Genomic DNA, 14,811 nt, shown 5'->3' with positions numbered 1-14,811 from the left:
AGCGCCCGCGGACCAGCAGAAACTGTTGGAGCAAACCTCCAACTCTTTGATTTTTCTATTGATTAGCAAACGGCACGGCTTGTGCAAACAGACCTGGCAGAGGCTTGGCGATCGCGCCAGCCACCTATCCGAACTGCCAGAGGTGCCCAGCGAGCATGTCGTTACCGCCTGTTTCCCCTCCCTCCTCCAGGCGTTCCACCCGCACCACCGAACCCGCGAGCCGCGCCACACCGATGCCGCTGGCGGAACCACCACGCTGCAAGGCTGAACCATGACCGACGAAACCGCACCCAAGGATCTTCGTGACCAGGCGCCCCGGCTACTCCCGGCACGCCTCATCGAGAACGACGCCCAGGCGTTGCAGGCCGCCCACGAGGTAGCCGGGCTGGCCCGTCGCGAAGCGGCGCTACGCGACCGCGAACGACGCCTGCCCTGGCAGGAACTGGAACTCTTCACCCGCCTCGGCCTGGGCGGCATCGGCATTCCCCGCGCCTATGGCGGCGCGCAGGTTTCCCACGTGACCCTGGCCGAGGTGTTCCGCGTCATCTGTGCCGCCGACCCGGCCCTCGGACAGATTCCGCAGAACCAGTTCGGCCTGCTCAGCGTGATCGACAACGTCGCCAGCCCGGCGCAGAAACGCAAGCTGTTCCGTGGCATCCTCGACGGCCGCCGGCTGGCCAACGCCGGCCCGGAACGCAATACCCGCCACACCCTGGAGCTGAAGGCGCGGGTCCGTCGCGACGGCGACGGCTACCGGGTCAGCGGCGAGAAGTTCTACTCCACCGGCGCCTTGTTCGCCCACTGGGTGGCGGTCAAGGCCATCGACGAGGAAGAGCGCGCGGTGATGCTCTTCGTCGAGCGCGGCGCTCCCGGCCTGCGCATCGTCGACGACTGGTCCGGCTTCGGCCAGCGCACCACCGCCAGCGGCACGGTACTGCTGGAGGAGGTTCCGGTAGCCGGCGACATGCTGATCCACAACGGCCTGCTGGCCGAGATCCCGAGCCTCCAGGGCGCCGTCTCGCAACTGATCCAGGCCGCCATCGACGCCGGCATCGCCCAGGCGGCGCTGGACGACGCCCAGGCGTTCGTCCGCGAACGCAGCCGGCCCTGGATCGACGCCCAGGTCGAACGCGCCAGCGATGAGCTCTACAGCATCGCCGAGGTCGGCCGCCTGCAAATCGAGCTGCACGCCGCCAACGCCCTGCTGGAGAAGGCCGGCCAGGTCCTCGACGAAGTGGCCGCGCGGCCGGTGGACGCCGAGTCGGCGGCACGCGCCTCGATCGCCGTGGCCGAGGCCAAGGTGCTGAGCACCGAGATCAGCCTGGCCGCCAGCGAGAAGCTCTTCGAGCTGGCCGGCAGCCGTGCCACGCTCGCCGAGTTCAACCTCGACCGGCACTGGCGCAACGCCCGCACCCACACCCTGCACGACCCGGTGCGCTGGAAGGTCCACGCGGTCGGCGACTACTACCTGAACGGCGCCCGTCCGGCGCGTCACTCATGGATCTGAGGAGCGCCCGATGAGCCTCGCACACGCTACGCGCGACAATCCCACGGCCGCTGCCCATCGCATCGGCAGCGACGACGAAGCCCTGGAAACGGCCCGCGAGCTGGCCGCCCTGTTCGCCCGCGAAAGCATCCAGCGCGACCGCGAGCGGCGCCTGCCGCTGGAAGAACTGGAACTGTTCTCCCGCTCCGGCCTGTGGGGCATCGCGGTGCCCCGCGAATACGGCGGGGCCGGCGTCTCGCGGGTGACCCTGGCGAAGGTGGTGGCGATCGTCAGCGCCGCCGACAGTTCCCTGGGGCAGATTCCGCAGAACCATTTCTACGCCCTCGAAGTGCTGCGGGTGAACGGCTCGCCGGCGCAGAAAGGTCGCCTGTTCGGCGCCGCCCTGGCCGGCGAGCGTTTCGGCAACGCCCTGGCCGAGATCGGCACGCGTACCGCCAGCGAGCGCCGTACCCGCCTGCGCGCCGACGGCGACGGCTACCGCCTGGACGGGCGCAAGTTCTACTGCACCGGCGCACTCTACGCGCAGCGGGTGCCGACCCTGGCGGTGGACGACGAGGGCCGCCAGCAACTGGCCTTCGTCCCGCGCGACAGCGCCGGGCTGGAAATCGTCGACGACTGGTCCGGCTTCGGTCAACGCACCACCGGCAGCGGTTCGGCGCTGTTCGACCGGGTAGCGGTGGCCGCCGAGGACGTGGTCTCGTTCCAGGACGCCTTCGAGCGCCCGACCACCGTCGGCCCGCTGGCGCAGATCCTCCACGCGGCGATCGACGCCGGGATCGCCCGCGGCGCCTTCGAGGACACCCTGCGTTTCGTCCGCGAGCGCGCCCGGCCCTGGGTCGACTCCGGCGTCGACAAGGCCAGCGACGACCCACTGACCATCCACGAGATCGGCCGCCTGGCGATCCGCCTGCACGCCGCCGAAGCGCTGCTGGAGCGTGCCGGGCGGGTGCTCGACCGGGCCACCGCCGAGCCGGACGCGGAAAGCGTGGCGGCCGCCTCGATCGCCGTCGCCGAAGCCCGCGCGCTGACCACCGAGGTCGCCCTGCTGGCCGGCAGCAAGCTGATCGAGCTTGGCGGCAGCCGCGCCTGTCTCGCCGAACTCGGTCTCGACCGCCACTGGCGCAACGCCCGCGTACACACCCTGCACGACCCGGTGCGCTGGAAGTACCACGCGGTCGGCGACTACTACCTCAACGGCCGCCTGCCGCCACGCCGCGGCACGCTCTGAACGCCGAAGGAACCGCCATGAGCAAGAAGCAGATTCTCCTAAACGCCTTCAGCATGAATTGCGTCGGCCATATCAACCACGGCCTCTGGACCCACCCGCGCGACCGCTCCAGCGACTACCGCAAACTGCGCCACTGGACCGAGCTGGCCCGGCTGCTGGAGCGCGGCCTGTTCGACGGCCTGTTCATCGCCGATATCCTCGGCGTCTACGACGTCTACCAGGGCGGCATCGAGGTGACCGCCCGCGAAGCCGTCCAGTTGCCGGTGAACGACCCACTGATGCTGGTCTCGGCCATGGCCGGGGTCACCGAGCACCTGGGTTTCGGCGTCACCGCCAACCTCACCTACGAGGCGCCCTACCCGTTCGCCCGGCGGCTCTCGACCCTCGACCACCTGAGCGACGGGCGGATCGGCTGGAACATCGTCACCGGCTACCTGGAAAGCGCGGCCAAGGCCATGGGCCAGTCCGCGCAGATCGAGCACGACCGCCGCTACGACCGCGCCGACGAGTACCTGGAGGTCCTCTACAAGCTCTGGGAGGGCAGTTGGGAAGACGACGCGGTGCTCGCCGACCGCCAGCGACGGGTCTACGCGCGGCCGGAGAAGATCCACAAGATCCGCCACCATGGCGAGTTCTACCAGGTCGAGGGCTACCACCTCGCCGAGCCCTCTCCACAGCGCACCCCGGTGCTGTTCCAGGCCGGCTCCTCGGAGCGTGGCTTGGCCTTCGCCGCGCGCCACGCCGAATGCGTGTTCGTCTCCGGACAGACCCGCGAGGCCACCCGCCAACTGGTGCAGCGCATCCGCGCGGCGGTGGTCGGCGCCGGCCGTCGGGCCGAGGACATCAGGATCTTCATGGGTATCAACGTGATCGTCGCCGCCACCGCGGCCGAGGCCCGCGACAAGCATGCCGAGTACCGCCGCTACGCCAGCCCCGAGGCCGGCCTGGCGCACTTCGCCAGCTCCAGCGGCATCGACCTGTCGCGCTACGGGCTCGACGAACCGATCCGCTACGAGAAGAACAACGCCATCGAGTCGGTGGTGAAGAACCTCACCGTGGCGCGCACCGACTCCACCGTGCGCAAGCTCCTCGATCAGTTGGCCCTGGGCGGCCGCTACGTGACCCTGGTAGGCGACCCGCGCCAGGTCGCCGACGATCTCGAAGGCTGGATCGCCGATACCGGCCTGGACGGCTTCAACCTGACCCGCACCGTGGAGCCGGAGAGCTACGCCGACTTCATCGACCTGGTGGTGCCCGAGTTGCAGGCACGCGGCAGCTACAAGACCGCCTACGCCCCCGGCACCCTGCGGGAGAAGCTCTTCGGCGGCGGCCGCGCGCGCCTGCAGGCGGAACACGCCGGCGCCGCCTTCCGCCAGCCCCCGGCCGCGCACCAGCGCCAGGCCTGACCCCACTTTCCCTTTCGTTCAGGAGCCCACCATGCTGAACACCCTGAAAACCCTGAGCCTGGCCGTCCTCCTCGGCAGCGGCCCGGTCCAGGCCGCCGACGCCCCGCTGAAGATCGGCACCACCGCCGCCTTCGCCCCGCCGCTGGAAGTCGCCGTGAGCGAAGCCGGCAAGCAGGGGTTGAAGGTCGAACTGGTCGAGTTCAGCGACTGGAACGCCCCCAACATCACCCTCGCCCAGGGCGACATCGACGCCAACTACTTCCAGCACGTGCCCTTCCTGGAAAACGCCAACCGCGAAGGCGGCTTCCGGCTGAAGCCGTTCGCGCCGGGGATCATCAACAACGTCGGGCTCTATTCGAAGCGCTACGCCAGCCTCGCAGAGTTGCCGGAAGGCGCCAGCGTGGCCATCGCCAACGACCCGATCAATGGCGGCCGCGGCCTGCAACTGCTACAGAAGGCCGGCCTGCTGAAGCTCAGGGACGGCGTCGGCTACAAGGCGACCCTCGACGATATCGTCGACAACCCGAAGGACATCCGCATCACCGAGCTGGAGGCGGTGCAACTGGCGCGCGCCCTCGACGATTTCGACCTGGCCCAGGGCTACCCGCACTACCTGCGCCTGGCCGGGACCATCGACCCGACCCGGGCGCTGCTGTTCGACGGGATCGACAACCGGGAATACGTGATCCAGTTCGTCACCCGCGGCGACTACCAGGACCGCGACGGCCGCCTGGCGCGCTTCGTCGACATCTACCAGCATTCGCCGGTGGTCCGCGCCGCGCTGGACAAGGCCCATGGCACGCTGTACCAGCCGGGCTGGGAGTGACGACCATGACCGTTCCCCCGAGCCTGCTGCCCCTCGAACCGTTCCCGACGGCGCCCGACACGCGCGCCTCCACGCCGCACATCCGTCTCCACGGCCTGGGCAAGCGCTACCCCGGCGGGGTCCAGGCCCTGCGGGAGATCGACCTGGAAATCCGCCGCGGCGAAGTGTTCGGCATCATCGGCCGCAGCGGCGCCGGCAAGTCCTCGCTGATCCGCACCCTCAATCGCCTGGAGCGTCCCAGCGAGGGGCAGGTGCTGATCGACGATGAAGACATCGGCGGCTACGACGGCCAGCGTCTGGTCGCCCTGCGCCGACGCATCGGCATGATCTTCCAGCACTTCAACCTGATGTCGGCCAAGACCGTGTGGCAGAACATCGCCCTGCCGCTGCGGGTGGCCGGGGTGCCCCGGGCACGGATCGAGGAGCGGGTCGCCGGGCTGCTGCAACTGGTCGGCCTGGAGGAAAAACGCGACGCCTACCCGGCGCAGCTCTCCGGCGGGCAGAAACAGCGCGTCGGCATCGCCCGCGCGCTGGTGCACCAGCCGCAGATCCTGCTCTGCGACGAAGCCACCTCGGCGCTGGACCCGGAGAGCACCCAGGCGATCCTCGCGCTGCTGCGCGACATCAACCGCCGGCTGGGCCTGACCATCGTCCTGATCACCCACGAGATGGCGGTCATCCGCGAGATCTGCGACCGCGTGGTGGTCCTCGAATGCGGCCGCATCGTCGAACAGGGCGAAGTCTGGGAAGTCTTCGGCGATCCGCGCCATGCCGTCACCCGAAGCCTGCTCGGCAGCCTGCGCGCCGCCCTCCCGGCCGACCTCCAGGCGCGCCTGCGCCAGGCTCCCGGCGCCGGCGATCCGGTGCTGCTCGATCTCCAGTACACCGGCGCCAGCCGACGGGTGCCGGACCTGCTAGCCATCGCCAGGGCCATCGGCCAGCGCGTCGACCTGCTCCACGGCGGCATAGAGCGGATCCAGGGCCGCGCCCTGGGGCGCCTGCTGCTACAGGTCGGCGCGCCGCCCGGCGAGCTTCCCGGCGTGCTGGCCAAGGCCGCGCTGGTGGCGGACAAGGTGGAGGTGCTCGGCCATGTCGCCCATGCTTGAACGGCTCTGGCAAGGTTTCCTCGATACGCTGCTGATGATCGGCGCGTCCTCCGCCATCGTCCTGCTGGTGGGTATCCCGCTGGCCCTGGTGCTGGTCACCACCGGGCCGGGCGGGATCTTCGAGGCGCGCCTGCTCAATCGCATCCTGGGCGGTCTGGTCAACGTGCTGCGCTCGGTACCCTTCCTGATCCTGATGGTGGCGCTGATTCCCTTTACCCGGATGATCGTCGGCACCAGCTATGGCGTCTGGGCCGCGGTGGTGCCGCTGACCATCGCCGCCACGCCGTTCTTCGCGCGGATCGCCGAGGTCAGCCTGCGCGAAGTCGACCACGGCCTGGTGGAGGCGGCCCAGGCGATGGGCTGCGAACGCCGCCACATCATCTGCAACGTACTGTTACCGGAGGCGCGACCGGGCATCGTCGGCGGCTTCACCATCACCCTGGTGACCATGATCAATTCCTCGGCCATGGCCGGCGCGATCGGTGCCGGCGGCCTGGGCGACCTGGCCTACCGCTACGGCTACCAGCGCTTCGACACCCAGGTGATGCTCACCGTGATCATCGTCCTTGTGCTGCTGGTCACGTTGATCCAGTTCGGCGGCGACCGCCTGGCCCGCCTGCTGAACAAACGCCTGTAGAATCCGCCCTCCCGGCCTGGGAGGGCTGGCGCTTTGCCGAGGGCGACAGGAACCAGCGTCGCCGCGACAGCGCATCTTTCCCCGCGCCGGACAGACCTGTATCTGTCGTCCTGCGGTCATCCGGCGACGCCAGACTGGTCGGCAATCCCGTGAAAAAGAAAGAAGGAAAGGCGCCTCATGCGGCAAAGATTCTGGCAAGGAACATTCAAGACCCTGGGCTTCCTCGGCCTGACGGCGGGGCTCGCCGCCCAGGCCGCGGAGCCGTCCGGCAAGGCCCTCAGCGCCGCCGCCGGCGTGCCCTGGCCGGCGGTCATCGCCCACCGCGGCGCCTCGTACGACGCCCCCGAGGAAACCGCCGCGGCCTACCTGCTGGCCCGCGACCTCGGCGCCGACTACCTGGAAGCCGACGTGCAGCGCAGCCGCGACGGCGTGCTGGTCGCCCTCCACGACGACACCCTGGAGCGCACCACCGACGTCGCCGAGGTCTTCCCGGGACGCGCCAAGGACCCGGTGAGCAGCTTCACTCTCGCCGAACTCAAGCGCCTGGACGCCGGCTCCTGGTTCAATCGCGCCTTCCCCGAGCGCGCCCGGCCCGGCTTCGTCGGCCTGCGCATCCTCACCCTCGACGAGATGCTCGACATCGCCGAGGGCGGCGCCAACAAGCCGGGCCTGTACCTGGAGACCAAGGTACCGGCGCAATTCCCCGGCATCGAAGACGACCTGCGCAAGCTGCTGGAACGCCGCGGCTGGCTGCAACCCCGCGAGCGCGCCGCCGCCGGGCATGTCGACGTGGCCCACGGCAATGGCCGGGTGATCCTGCAGACCTTCGAGAAGAGCAGCCTGGAACTGCTGCAAGAAAGCATGCCGCAAGTGCCGAAGATTCTCCTGCTGTGGCTCGGTGACGGCTACCTGGAAGCCCGTTCGCCAGTGACCTTCAAGGAATCCGGGGAAACCGACAAGGCGGCCTTCTACGCCAGGCAGGAAGTGAAGTCCGAAGCCGAGTTCGGCGCCTGGCTGGACTGGGCCAAGGCCCACGGCGCGCTGGGCACCGGGCCCTCGGCGACCCTCAGCGAACGCGGCGAACAGAGCTACGCCGACCTGGTGAAACCCTGGATGAACCGCATGACCCACGCGCGCGGGTTGTTCATCCATGCCTACTCGGTGGACTCGGCGGAAGACTTCAAGGCCCTAGGCGCGGCCGGCGTCGACGGTTTCTTCACCAACCGCACCTCGGAACTGCTGAAGTTCCAGGGCCGCCCGGCGGCGCAAGACATGGACGCGCTGCTGCGCCGGCACGGCTACTGAGCCTCGGCCTGGCCGGCGGATGAGCGCGGGCGGCCATCCGCAGTTCCCGCTTCGGCGGCGCGGCGCTAGCCGGCGCTGTCGCTGCCGAAGCGTGCCAGCTGCATCTCGCGCAGCCGGCTGAGGGTGCGACGGAAGGCGAAGGCCAGGTAGCCCTCGGTATAAAGTGCCTCCAACGGCACCCTGGCCTCCAGGTAGAGCGGCACCTTGCGGTCGTAGCATTCGTCCACCAGGGCGATGAAGCGCCGCACGCCGTCGTCGTGCACCGACAACTGCGGCAATTCGCGATCCCCCGCCTCCACCAGTTGCACGCCGTCCTCGGTGCCACGGGCTATGCGGCCTTCGCGCTGGCTGGCGCTCAGGCACGGCAGGTCGTCCATCAGGATCGCCCGGTAGCGGTCGCAAAGGCCGATGAAGTCCAGCGCCGACAGCGGTACCTCGCAGAGCTGCGCATAGCTGCACCAGAGCACCGACTCGCTGTGCCGGCGCACCGCCAGCGGGCGGTGCGCCAGCTCGATGGGCTGCGCGGACACCACTTCGCCGGCGCTCAGGCGCGCGAAGAGTTCGGCGAAACCGCCCGCCTGCCCCGCCTCCACCACCCAGTAGCGTTGCTCGGCCCGGCCGGGATGCAGGCGGTGGTCCTGGTCGCCATCCACCGCGACCACCGTCATGTGCCGCTGGATCGCCTCGATCGCCGGGAGGAAGCGTTCGCGGTTGAAGCCGTCGGCGTACAACTGCTCCGGCGGCTGGTTGGAAGTGGCGACCAGCACCACGCCCTCCTCGAACATGATGCGCAGCAGGCTGCCGAGCAGGATGGCGTCGCCGATATCGCTGACGAACAGCTCGTCGAAGCACAGCACCCGCACGTCCCGCGCCAACTCGCGGGCCAGGGCGCGCAACGGGTCGGCTGTACCGGTCAGTTCGAACTGGCGCTGGTGCACCCATTGCATGAAGTGGTGGAAGTGCTGGCGCCGCGCGGGCACGCGCAGGCACTGGTAGAAGTGATCCATCAGCCAGGTCTTGCCGCGTCCTACCGGTCCCCACAGGTAGACGCCCTGGATCGCGCCGTGGCGGTGCGGCTCGTGCAGGGCCTGGAAACAACGCTCCAGCGCCTCGGCTGCGCGCCGCTGCGCCTCGTCGGGAGCGAAACCGCGCTGTTCCACGGCCTGACGATAGGCGGCGAGCGGCGACATGGCCGGCAGATCGGGAGAGGTATCGGGCATCGGGCAGTTCCACCTGGCGCAGAGCGCGGAGCCAGACGCTCCGCAAAGCGCCGAGTCTACTGCGCCCGACTGGGTTTGGGCGAATGCCGCAGCGCCGGCACGGCGGATAGTCGCGGGAGGTTGGCCGAATAACCGCTTGCGCTTATCCGAGCGCCTGAAGTCAGATCGACAACCGCACCGCCCGCTCGCCATCGATCCGCTGGCCACCGCGCTTGTTCACCACCAGCTCGCCGATGGCGATCAGCCGCGTGCGCGTGACGTTGCGGCTGAGTCCCAGCAGGTTGGCGGTATGCACCTGGTTGCCATGGCAGAAACGGTACGCCGCGCGCAGCAGGGCATCCTCGACCCGCCCATGGAGGTTCTCGCCCTGCTCTTCGAACAGCCGCTGGAAAGCCTGCTGCAACAAGTGCTCGGCGGCGCCGCTCGCCGGGCCCCCGCGCGCCAGCTCCTCGCCACGCTCCAGGCGCAGGTTGGACAGGTGCAGGTCATCCGCGCGGATGAGCCCGTCGCGGCAGATCAGCAAGGTATGGTGGATGACGTTCTCCAGCTCGCGGATGTTCCCCGGCCAGGAATAGGCGCGCAACTTCTGCGCCGCCTCCGGGCTCAACTGGCTCTGGCCGTAGCCCAGGCGACGGCTGTACTCGGCGATGAAGTGGCGGGTCAGCGGCAGGATGTCGCCGGGTCGCTCGCGCAACGGCGACAGCTCCAGGCTGACGACATTGAGCCGGTAGTACAGGTCCTCGCGGAAGTGCCCGGCATTGATCGCCCGCTCCAGTTGCACGTTGGTCGCCGCCAGCACGCGCACGTCGATGGGGATGCTCTTGCGCGAACCCAGGCGCACCACCTCGCGCTCCTGCAACACACGCAGCAGCTTGACCTGGATCGGCATCGGCAGGTCGCCGATCTCGTCGAGGAACAGGGTGCCGCCGTTGGCTTCCTCGAACCAGCCGGCCTTGGCCGCCAGGGCGCCCGTAAAGGCGCCCTTCTCGTGGCCGAACAGCTCGGCTTCCACCAGTGACTCGGAGAAGGCCCCGCAGTTGACCGCCACGAACGGGCCGTTGCGCCGCGCGCTGAGGTTGTGGATATGCCGCGCCACCAGTTCCTTGCCGGTGCCGGTCTCGCCGATCACCAGCACGCTGGCCTCGCTCGGCGCCACCTGGCGCAGGTGTTCGAGCAGGGCCTGGGACTTCGGGTCCTCGAAGACCTGGGCGGTGGCGCGGATCGAGGTCGCCAGGTTCGGCGAACGTGGCAGCGTCAGCAGCCGGTCGGGAGTATGGGTAGAAGCGTTCATGAGTAGAAGGTCGGTTGCGGCGGTGACTGGTTCAGCGCCCAGTCGCCCAGCTCGCGGATCTTGTAGTCCAGCGGGTCGTGCAGGGTCTGGGTGCGCAGGTTGCGCCAGTAGCGGTCCAGGCGCAGGGCGGCGTGAGTGGAGCGGGCGCCGGTGACTTCGAACATGCGGTTGCACAGGTCGAGGCCGTTGCGCGTCGCGGCGACCTTGGCGGCGGCGATGGCCAGGGCCAACTGGCCGCGCTCGCTGGCGTCCAGCGCCGGGCCTCTGGACCAGGCGGCGTCGAGGCGTTGCGCGGCGCGCTCGACCAGCGCCCGGGTGCTTTCCAGGCCGACCCAGAATTCGCCGTAGCGTGCCAGCACATAGGGGTCGGCATTGGCCTCGGCGACCTCGGAGCGGAACCACGGTCGCGCTTCGCGCAGGGTGTACTGGCGAGCCTCCTCGAAGGCGCCTTCGGCGATGCCGAGGAACACCTCGGTGAAGATCAACTGGGCGATCAGCGGCCGCAGGCAGGCGAACGGCGTGCTCAGCGGCCCGGGATCGAGCAGCAACTCGCTCTCCTCCACCCGCACTCGCTCGAAGATCGCGCTGCCGCTGTCGGTCTGCCGCTGGCCCATGTTGTCCCAATCCTGGCCCAGGCTGATACCGCTGCGCGCGGTGGGGATGGCGGCGATCAGCAGCGCCCCGCCCTCGCCGTCCAGCGCCGAGGCGATGAGCATCTCCGAATCGCGGGCGCCGGAGCAGAAGCTCTTCTTCCCGGAGAACTCGCGCCAGCCGTCGAAGCGCCGGGCCACGGTACGGTTGTCCAGCGGGTTCAGCGCGTTGCCCCAGAACCAGCGGTTGCGCGCGGTCAGCTCGAACCACGGCTGCCATTGCTCGGGCCGCGAGAACAGGCGCACGGTGGCCAGCATCAGGTGCTGGAAGCCGTAGACGTGGGCGATCGAGCTGTCGACCCGGGCCAGTTCGCGCACGGTTTGCAGGGTTTCGCTCCAGCTCGCCCCCAGGCCGCCGTATTCGCGCGGGATGATCAGCGACAACAGGCCGCTGCGGCGCAACGCGTCGCGCTCGGCCTTCGGGGTGCCGCCGGCGACGTCGCGCTCGGCGGCGTTCTCGGCGAAATCGGCGGCCAGGCGCCGGGCAATCTGCAACGGCGTTTGCGCCTCGGGGCGGGTCTTCGCATTCACAGGGGGTTTCTCCTCGGGGGCACGGCCGCTCAAGCGCCGGCGCGAGCCGGCAGCACGTCGTTGGCGATCATTTCGCCGAACGGCCCGGTCAGGTTGGTCAGCCCACGGCCGGCCAGGCTGGCGTAGGGTTCGGGCAGCAGCGGGAAGACCAGTTCGGCGAAGCGGTAGGCCTCTTCCAAGTGCGGATAGCCGGAGAAGATGAAGCTGTCGATGCCGAGCTCGGCGTACTCCCCGATCCGCTCCGCCACCTGCCGCGGATCGCCGACCAGCGCGGTGCCGGCGCCGCCGCGCACCAGGCCGACCCCGGCCCAGAGGTTCGGCTGGATCTCCAGGCGATCGCGGCGGCCGCCGTGCAGCGCGGCCATGCGTCGCTGGCCTTCGGAGTCGAAACGGGCGAAGGACTGCTGCGCGGCGGCGATGGTCTCGTCGGAGATGTGCTCGATCAGCCTGTCCGCGGCGCGCCAGGCTTCTTCGGCGGTTTCGCGAACGATCACATGCAGGCGGATGCCGAACTTCACCGTACGCCCATGGCGAGCCGCTCGCTGGCGCACGTCGGCGATCTTCGCCGCCACCGCCGGCAACGGCTCGCCCCAGGTCAGGTAGACGTCCACCTGTTCGCCGGCCAGTTCGTGGGCGGCCTCCGAGGAACCGCCGAAGTACAGCGGCGGATACGGCCGTTGCAGCGGCGGATAGAGCGCCTTGGCGTTCTCCACGTGGATGTGCTTGCCGTGGAAGTCCACCGCCTCGCCCTGCAGGACGCGCCGCCAGACCCGAAGGAACTCGTCGGTGACCTCGTAGCGCTCGGCGTGGCCGAGGTGGATGCCGTCGCCGCGGTTCTCGTCGGGATCGCCGCCGGTGACCACGTTGATCAGCAGGCGCCCGCCGGACAGGCGGTCGAGGGTCGCCGCCATCCGCGCCGAGACGGTCGGCGAAACGATTCCCGGACGGATCGCCACCAGGAAGCGCAGGCGCTCGGTCAGCGGCGCCAGCGCCGAGGCCACCACCCAGGAGTCCTCGCAGGAGCGTCCGGTGGGGATCAGCACGCCGTGGTAGCCAAGGCTGTCGGCCGCCTGTGCCACCTGCTTCAGGTAAGGCAGCGAGACCGGCCGCGCGCCCTGGCTGGTGCCGAGGAAGTGGCCATCGCCGTGGGTCGGGAGGAACCAGAACACGTTCATCGGCGCACCTCAGGCGATCTTCAACAGTTCGGAGCGTCCGCCGAACAGCGGCGCGGCGCGCTCGGCGGCGAGGCGGATGCGCGCCTTCAGCGGCTCGCTGACGATCCGGTAGTTGTCGAAGTCGGCCTCGCTGGCGTAGACCCCGATGGGCAGGGTGATCGCCTGGAAGAAGCTGAACAGCGGGCGCAACTGGTGGTCGAGGACCAGCGCGTGGCGCTCGGTGCCGCCAGTGGCGGCGAGCAGCACCGGGGTGTCGATCAAGGCGTTGAGGTCGATCAGGTCGAACAGGTGCTTGAGCAGGCCCGGATAGGAGCCACGGTAGACCGGCGAGGCGACCAGCAGCAGGTCGGCGCTTTCGATCTCGTCGAGCACCGCCTGCAGTTCCGCCGGCGCCTGGTTGCGCGCCAGGGTAGCGCCCAGCGGCGCGGCGATGTCGGTCAGCTCGATGACTCGGCTGTCGATCGGCAGCGACTGGCCAAGCTCGGCGATCAGGGCCTGGGTGAGTACCAGGGTGCGGGACGGGCGATAGGTGCCGCCGGAGACGGCGACGACTTTGAAGGGGCTGGTCATGGGATTTCCCTGTGGACTGTTGCGCTAGGTGCAGTGCCCTGGAGCAAGGGCCGTACCAACGGGGAAATGTGCGTTTTCCGGGCAGTTGCGGCGGGTTTCCGGCCTCGGCCTGTCAGCCACGCAACAGCGCTGCTGTCCGACTGTTGCCCGGGCAACAGTTCAGTTCAGCTTGTAGGCCTGGAGCAGGAATATCTGGAATGCCCGCGCCGAATACTGGTCGCCCGGCGGCAGGACGAACGGCGGCAGGCGCCCCTTGCGGCGCTTGACGTCGGCCCAGCGCTGGCCATTGCGCGAATGGAACTGGCAGAACGGCTGGTCGCCCAGGTAGAACACCCCCGGCCGCGGCTCGCGGATGCGCGGCCAGCGGCGCAGGCAATCCAGCAGCGGGCCGAGGTCGGCGAGTTGTTCCGGCGAACAGTACGGCATGCAGCGATCCTCTTCGCCGGGTCGGGAAACCAAGGTTGCTGTGACTGGAGGACCGGGCGGACTCGGCGCGGCCGGGAAAGCGGCTACCGGGAGCGAGCGACACAGGCGAGCGGAGCGAGGCATGGCGACGTCCCTGGTCCGGCCAACGAGATTCACCGCTCCGTTGTAGAACAGCCGCCGTCCGGGTTCTTGCCGGTTTTGTGGGGGAATTGTGAAAGACTGTAAAGCACCACGCTCACTTGCCCACCAGCGAGACCACGTTGTGTCGTGGCGAGGTTTCCAGCTCGCCGATCTTCTCCAGGCGGGCGCGCACGATGTTGCGGCTGATCCCCAGCAGGCGTCCGGTCTGCAACTGGTTGCCGTGGCAGAAGCGATAGGCGGCGCGGAACACGGTTTCCTCGATGTGCTCGTAGAGATCCTCGCGGTTTTCCTCGAACAGTGCCTGCAGCGCCGCTTCCAGCGCCGAGCCGGCGGCGCTCTCGGGGGCGCGGCGCAAGCCGCTCGGCTCCTGGCGCGCACGCATGTCGATGAGGTGCAGGTCGGCCGGCTGGATCAGGCGGTTGCGGCAGACCAGCAGCGCGTGGTGGATGGCGTTCTCCAGCTCGCGGATATTGCCCGCCCAGGAATGCCCGAGCAGCTTGCGCTCGGCTTCCGGGCTCAGGCTCGCGCTGGTGTAGCCGAGGCGCCGGCAGTGCTCGACGATGAAGTACTCGGCCAGCGGCAGGATATCGCCGCGGCGCTCGCGCAACGGCGGCAGTTGGATGGTCGCCACGTGCAGGCGGTAGAACAGGTCCTCGCGGAAGTGCCCGGCGACCACCGCGTCGGCCAGGTCGACGTTGGTCGCCGCCACCAGCCGCACGTCGATGGGGATCGGCCGGCGCGAACCGAGCCGCACCACCTCGCGCTCCTGCAGCACGCGCAGCAGCTTGACCT

General features: G+C 69.3%; 14 protein-coding genes. 7 read left to right on the top strand and 7 right to left on the bottom strand.

The features are described from left to right. Window positions 1–271: 271 nt before the first annotated feature. The 7 genes from HMPREF2924_RS14155 to HMPREF2924_RS14125 all read left to right on the top strand — a co-directional run bounded on the left by HMPREF2924_RS14155 (window position 272) and on the right by HMPREF2924_RS14125 (window position 8,015). The gene (locus HMPREF2924_RS14155; protein WP_003131584.1) at window positions 272–1,507 is read left to right on the top strand and encodes an SfnB family sulfur acquisition oxidoreductase; all 1,236 of its coding nucleotides are present in this window, start codon (window positions 272–274) and stop codon (window positions 1,505–1,507) included. Between the two features lie 10 nt (window positions 1,508–1,517). Further along, window positions 1,518–2,735, top strand: a complete 1,218-nt coding sequence (locus HMPREF2924_RS14150; RefSeq protein ID WP_003089457.1) for an SfnB family sulfur acquisition oxidoreductase — start codon at window positions 1,518–1,520, stop codon at window positions 2,733–2,735. A 17-nt stretch (window positions 2,736–2,752) separates the two neighbouring features. Beyond that, on the top strand, window positions 2,753–4,141 hold the full coding sequence (locus tag HMPREF2924_RS14145) for an LLM class flavin-dependent oxidoreductase (RefSeq protein WP_003089459.1): 1,389 nt from the start codon (window positions 2,753–2,755) through the stop codon (window positions 4,139–4,141). 31 nt (window positions 4,142–4,172) lie between these two features. Next, window positions 4,173–4,967, top strand: a complete 795-nt coding sequence (locus HMPREF2924_RS14140) for a MetQ/NlpA family ABC transporter substrate-binding protein (protein ID WP_003089461.1) — start codon at window positions 4,173–4,175, stop codon at window positions 4,965–4,967. Next, the gene (locus tag HMPREF2924_RS14135; protein WP_003131581.1) at window positions 4,964–6,073 is read left to right on the top strand and encodes a methionine ABC transporter ATP-binding protein; all 1,110 of its coding nucleotides are present in this window, start codon (window positions 4,964–4,966) and stop codon (window positions 6,071–6,073) included. The genes HMPREF2924_RS14140 and HMPREF2924_RS14135 overlap by 4 nt, the downstream gene beginning before the upstream one ends. Continuing rightward, window positions 6,057–6,710, top strand: coding sequence for a methionine ABC transporter permease (locus HMPREF2924_RS14130; protein WP_003111646.1), 654 nt, complete (start codon window positions 6,057–6,059; stop codon window positions 6,708–6,710). The genes HMPREF2924_RS14135 and HMPREF2924_RS14130 overlap by 17 nt, the downstream gene beginning before the upstream one ends. Before the next feature lie 177 nt (window positions 6,711–6,887). Then, the gene (locus HMPREF2924_RS14125) at window positions 6,888–8,015 is read left to right on the top strand and encodes a glycerophosphodiester phosphodiesterase (protein ID WP_003131579.1); all 1,128 of its coding nucleotides are present in this window, start codon (window positions 6,888–6,890) and stop codon (window positions 8,013–8,015) included. Between the two features lie 65 nt (window positions 8,016–8,080). Here HMPREF2924_RS14125 and zapE read toward each other — a convergent pair whose 3' ends face one another. The 7 genes from zapE to HMPREF2924_RS14090 form a co-directional block, all read right to left on the bottom strand. After that, entirely contained in the window at window positions 8,081–9,235 is a 1,155-nt protein-coding gene (zapE, locus tag HMPREF2924_RS14120) for a cell division protein ZapE (RefSeq protein WP_003131578.1), read from the bottom strand. Window positions 9,236–9,395: 160 nt separating this feature from the next. Further along, window positions 9,396–10,526 (bottom strand): sigma-54 interaction domain-containing protein, encoded by a 1,131-nt coding sequence (locus HMPREF2924_RS14115; protein WP_003131577.1) that lies wholly within the window; start codon window positions 10,524–10,526, stop codon window positions 9,396–9,398. Beyond that, window positions 10,523–11,707 carry an acyl-CoA dehydrogenase family protein gene (locus tag HMPREF2924_RS14110; RefSeq protein WP_003131576.1) on the bottom strand — a complete coding sequence of 395 codons (1,185 nt, stop codon included), beginning with the start codon at window positions 11,705–11,707 and terminating at the stop codon, window positions 10,523–10,525. The genes HMPREF2924_RS14115 and HMPREF2924_RS14110 overlap by 4 nt, the downstream gene beginning before the upstream one ends. A gap of 29 nt (window positions 11,708–11,736) precedes the next feature. Then, the gene (gene ssuD / locus HMPREF2924_RS14105; protein ID WP_003104713.1) at window positions 11,737–12,882 is read right to left on the bottom strand and encodes an FMNH2-dependent alkanesulfonate monooxygenase; all 1,146 of its coding nucleotides are present in this window, start codon (window positions 12,880–12,882) and stop codon (window positions 11,737–11,739) included. A gap of 9 nt (window positions 12,883–12,891) precedes the next feature. After that, the gene (msuE, locus tag HMPREF2924_RS14100; protein ID WP_003089470.1) at window positions 12,892–13,452 is read right to left on the bottom strand and encodes an FMN reductase; all 561 of its coding nucleotides are present in this window, start codon (window positions 13,450–13,452) and stop codon (window positions 12,892–12,894) included. Window positions 13,453–13,611: 159 nt separating this feature from the next. Further along, entirely contained in the window at window positions 13,612–13,878 is a 267-nt protein-coding gene (locus HMPREF2924_RS14095) for a hypothetical protein (RefSeq protein WP_003089476.1), read from the bottom strand. Between the two features lie 235 nt (window positions 13,879–14,113). After that, window positions 14,114–14,811 (bottom strand): AAA-type ATPase lid domain-containing protein (locus tag HMPREF2924_RS14090; protein ID WP_049330460.1); only part of this gene is annotated, 698 nt, incomplete at its 5' end.

The sequence above is a fragment of the Pseudomonas sp. HMSC063H08 genome (assembly GCF_001813645.1).
Taxonomy (GTDB): domain Bacteria; phylum Pseudomonadota; class Gammaproteobacteria; order Pseudomonadales; family Pseudomonadaceae; genus Pseudomonas; species Pseudomonas aeruginosa.
This window is presented reverse-complemented; position numbering and strand designations above follow the sequence as displayed.

What these genes read in the sequence shown, in the direction of transcription:
- HMPREF2924_RS14155 (WP_003131584.1), top strand. Translation starts at nt 272, where the DNA reads ATGACCGACGAAACCGCACCCAAGGATCTTCGTGACCAGGCGCCCCGG.
- HMPREF2924_RS14150 (WP_003089457.1), top strand. Translation starts at nt 1,518, where the DNA reads ATGAGCCTCGCACACGCTACGCGCGACAATCCCACGGCCGCTGCCCAT.
- HMPREF2924_RS14145 (WP_003089459.1), top strand. Translation starts at nt 2,753, where the DNA reads ATGAGCAAGAAGCAGATTCTCCTAAACGCCTTCAGCATGAATTGCGTC.
- HMPREF2924_RS14140 (WP_003089461.1), top strand. Translation starts at nt 4,173, where the DNA reads ATGCTGAACACCCTGAAAACCCTGAGCCTGGCCGTCCTCCTCGGCAGC.
- HMPREF2924_RS14130 (WP_003111646.1), top strand. Translation starts at nt 6,057, where the DNA reads ATGTCGCCCATGCTTGAACGGCTCTGGCAAGGTTTCCTCGATACGCTG.
- HMPREF2924_RS14125 (WP_003131579.1), top strand. Translation starts at nt 6,888, where the DNA reads ATGCGGCAAAGATTCTGGCAAGGAACATTCAAGACCCTGGGCTTCCTC.
- zapE (WP_003131578.1), bottom strand. Translation starts at nt 9,235, where the DNA reads ATGCCCGATACCTCTCCCGATCTGCCGGCCATGTCGCCGCTCGCCGCC.
- HMPREF2924_RS14115 (WP_003131577.1), bottom strand. Translation starts at nt 10,526, where the DNA reads ATGAACGCTTCTACCCATACTCCCGACCGGCTGCTGACGCTGCCACGT.
- ssuD (WP_003104713.1), bottom strand. Translation starts at nt 12,882, where the DNA reads ATGAACGTGTTCTGGTTCCTCCCGACCCACGGCGATGGCCACTTCCTC.
- msuE (WP_003089470.1), bottom strand. Translation starts at nt 13,452, where the DNA reads ATGACCAGCCCCTTCAAAGTCGTCGCCGTCTCCGGCGGCACCTATCGC.
- HMPREF2924_RS14095 (WP_003089476.1), bottom strand. Translation starts at nt 13,878, where the DNA reads ATGCCGTACTGTTCGCCGGAACAACTCGCCGACCTCGGCCCGCTGCTG.